This is a genomic window from Bradyrhizobium sp., from assembly GCF_049512235.1.
Classification (GTDB): domain Bacteria; phylum Pseudomonadota; class Alphaproteobacteria; order Rhizobiales; family Xanthobacteraceae; genus Bradyrhizobium.
In genome coordinates, this window is sequence record NZ_JBEKXH010000686.1 from 1 (window position 1) to 2,848 (window position 2,848).

Consider the following 2,848-nt stretch of genomic DNA (forward strand, 5'->3'; position numbering starts at 1 on the left):
ATCCTGATCGATGCCAAGACCGTGCTGGCGGCGGTCGGCAACCCCGGCATCGCGCTTCTCGACGTGCGCGACGTCGACGAGTGGATCGGCGACAGCTCCTCGCCCTATGGCAAGGATTTCTGCCCCCGCAAGGGACGCATCCCCGGCGCCGTCTGGCTCGAATGGTACCGCATGATGAAACCGACCGCCGAGGGGCCGCGATTCAAGTCCAAGGACGAAATCCTCGCCGAATGCGCCACCGTCGGCATTTCGCAGAATACCCCTGTTTACCTCTATTGCTTCAAGGGCGCGCGGGCATCGAACACGTTCCTCGCCCTGAAGAATGCCGGCGTCAAGGATGTGCGGATGTATTTCGGCTCCTGGAACGAGTGGTCGCGCGATCCGTCGCTGCCGATCGACGAGGGCCTCCCGATCGAAAGCAAGCCAATGGTCAAGGCGGCATAGAACCTGCATCTGTTTCACCGCCCGGCTGACTGATGCGGCCGGGCGGTGCATCTGCGGGCGCTATCTCGGCGCCATGCAAAGGAATGGGGCATGTCCAGCTTCGACGATCCCTTCGACGCGGACCGCGGGCTTTCGCGATCGGGCTGCGCCTGCGGCCGGCACGGTTCCGCAGACGAGCACGATTCGGCCGCATCGAGGCTGCGCTGCGAGCCGGCCCCCGATGAGGAAAAGCGCTACCAAAGCGTGGTGGCCTCGGCGGCGATGCGCGCGATGTTTCCGCGCGATGCGGCGCGGCGGGCCTTCCTGAAATCGGTCGGGGCTTCGACCGCGCTGGCCGCGATATCGCAATTTTTTCCGCTTCAGACGGCGACCGAGGCCTTTGCCGAAGCAGGCCGGCCCGAGAAAAAGGATTTGAAGGTCGGGTTCATTCCGATCACCTGCGCGACGCCGATCATCATGGCGGCGCCGCTCGGCTTCTACGCCAGGCAGGGCCTCAACGTCGAAGTGGTGAAGACCGCCGGCTGGGCGGTGGTCCGCGACAAGACCATCAACAAGGAATATGACGCCGCGCACATGCTGGCGCCGATGCCGCTCGCGATCTCGCTCGGGCTGGGCTCCAATCCCATTGCTTTCACCGTGCCCGCGATCGAGAACATCAATGGCCAGGGCATCACGCTGGCCATCAAGCACAAGGACAGGCGCGACCCCAGGGACTGGAAGGGCATGAAATTTGCCATTCCGTTCGACTACTCGATGCACAATTACCTGTTGCGCTACTACCTCGCCGAACACGGCGTCGATCCGGACACCGACGTGCAGCTGCGCTCGGTGCCACCGCCGGAAATGGTCGCCAATCTCCGCGCCGACAACATCGACGGCTTCCTCGCGCCGGACAACATCTGCCAGCGCGCGATCTATGACGGCGCGGGCTTCATGCACATCCTGTCCAAGGAAATCTGGGACGGACATCCCTGCTGCAGTTTTGCCGCCAGCCGCGAGTTCATTACCGCTTCGCCTAACAGTTTTGCCGCCCTGACGCGGGCGATCGTCGATGCGACGGCCTATGCCTCGAAGGCGGAAAATCGCAAAGAGATCGCCGAGGCGATCGCGCCGGCGAACTATATCAACGCCCCGGTCACCGTGCTGGAGCAGGTTCTCACCGGCACTTACGCGGACGGCCTGGGCGGCGTCAAAACCGATCCCAAGCGCGTCGACTTCGATCCATTCCCCTGGCAATCCTTCGCGGTCTGGATGCTGACCCAGATGAAGCGCTGGGGCCAGATCAAGGGCGATGTGGATTACAAACAGGTGGCCGAGCAGGTCTACCTCGCCACCGACACCCGCAAGGTCATGGCGGAGATGGGGCTCGCGCCGCCCGCTGTGTCGTACAAGTCGTTTTCCGTGATGGGCAAGACCTTCGATCCGGCCAGCCCCGAGGACTATCTCAACAGCTTCAAGATCAGGAAGGCATCGTGACCGCCTCGCTTCGTTTCCGCGCGGCGATCCTGTCGATCGCGCTGTTCCTGGCTTTTATCGGCATCTGGCACCTGGCGACCCGTGGCACCGGCAATGTCGGCACCATGAGCCCGGAATATGCCAAACTGATGGGGCTGACGGCGACCCAGGGCAAATCGGCGATGCCGGGTCCGTTCGAGGTCGGCGCCAAATTGTGGGAACACCTTAAGCATCCGTTCTACGACAAGGGGCCGAACGACAAGGGCCTCGGCATCCAGCTCGGCTATTCGATCGCCCGCGTCGGCCTCGGCTATCTGCTCGCCGTGATCGTCGCGATTCCGGTCGGCTTTTTGATTGGGATGTCGCCCTTGATCAACCGCGCGCTGGACCCGTTCATCCAGATCCTGAAGCCGATCTCGCCGCTGGCCTGGATGCCGCTGGCGCTCTACACCATCAAGGATTCCGGGCTGTCGGCGATTTTTGTCATCTTCATCTGCTCGGTATGGCCGATGCTTTTGAATACCGCGTTCGGGGTGGCGTCCGTGCGCAAGGAGTGGATCAATGTCGCCCGCACGCTCGAAGTAGGCCTGCTCCGGCGCGCCTTCACCGTGATCCTGCCGGCGGCGGCGCCGACCATCCTCACCGGCATGCGCATCTCCATCGGCATCGCCTGGCTGGTCATCGTCGCCGCCGAGATGCTGGTCGGTGGCACCGGCATCGGCTACTTCGTCTGGAACGAGTGGAATAACCTCTCGATCACCAACGTCATCATCGCCATCCTGCTGATCGGCCTCGTCGGCATGCTGCTCGACCAGATCCTGGCCCGCGCCACCGCCATGGTCACGTTTCCGGAGTGATGGCGACCATGAAACGTCTTGCAGGTCTCGGCGCTTCTTCACCTCTCCCCGCTTGCGGGGAGAGGTCGGATCGCGCGCGCCAGCGCGTGATC

The 2,848-nt window shown here is 63.3% G+C and carries 3 protein-coding genes; all 3 read left to right on the forward strand.

From position 1 onward, the window contains the following. Positions 1-444: sulfurtransferase (locus tag ABSG20_RS33910; RefSeq protein ID WP_423868800.1), on the forward strand; the 444-nt coding region annotated here is incomplete at its 5' end. A gap of 90 nt (positions 445-534) precedes the next feature. Further along, on the forward strand, positions 535-1,920 hold the full coding sequence (locus ABSG20_RS33915; protein ID WP_423868801.1) for a CmpA/NrtA family ABC transporter substrate-binding protein: 1,386 nt from the start codon (positions 535-537) through the stop codon (positions 1,918-1,920). After that, positions 1,917-2,756 (forward strand): nitrate ABC transporter permease, encoded by an 840-nt coding sequence (ntrB, locus tag ABSG20_RS33920; protein WP_423868802.1) that lies wholly within the window; start codon positions 1,917-1,919, stop codon positions 2,754-2,756. Before ABSG20_RS33915 ends, ntrB begins: the two co-directional genes overlap by 4 nt. The last annotated feature ends 92 nt before the right edge of the window (positions 2,757-2,848 follow it).

What these genes read in the sequence shown, in the direction of transcription:
- ABSG20_RS33915 (WP_423868801.1), top strand. Translation starts at nt 535, where the DNA reads ATGTCCAGCTTCGACGATCCCTTCGACGCGGACCGCGGGCTTTCGCGA.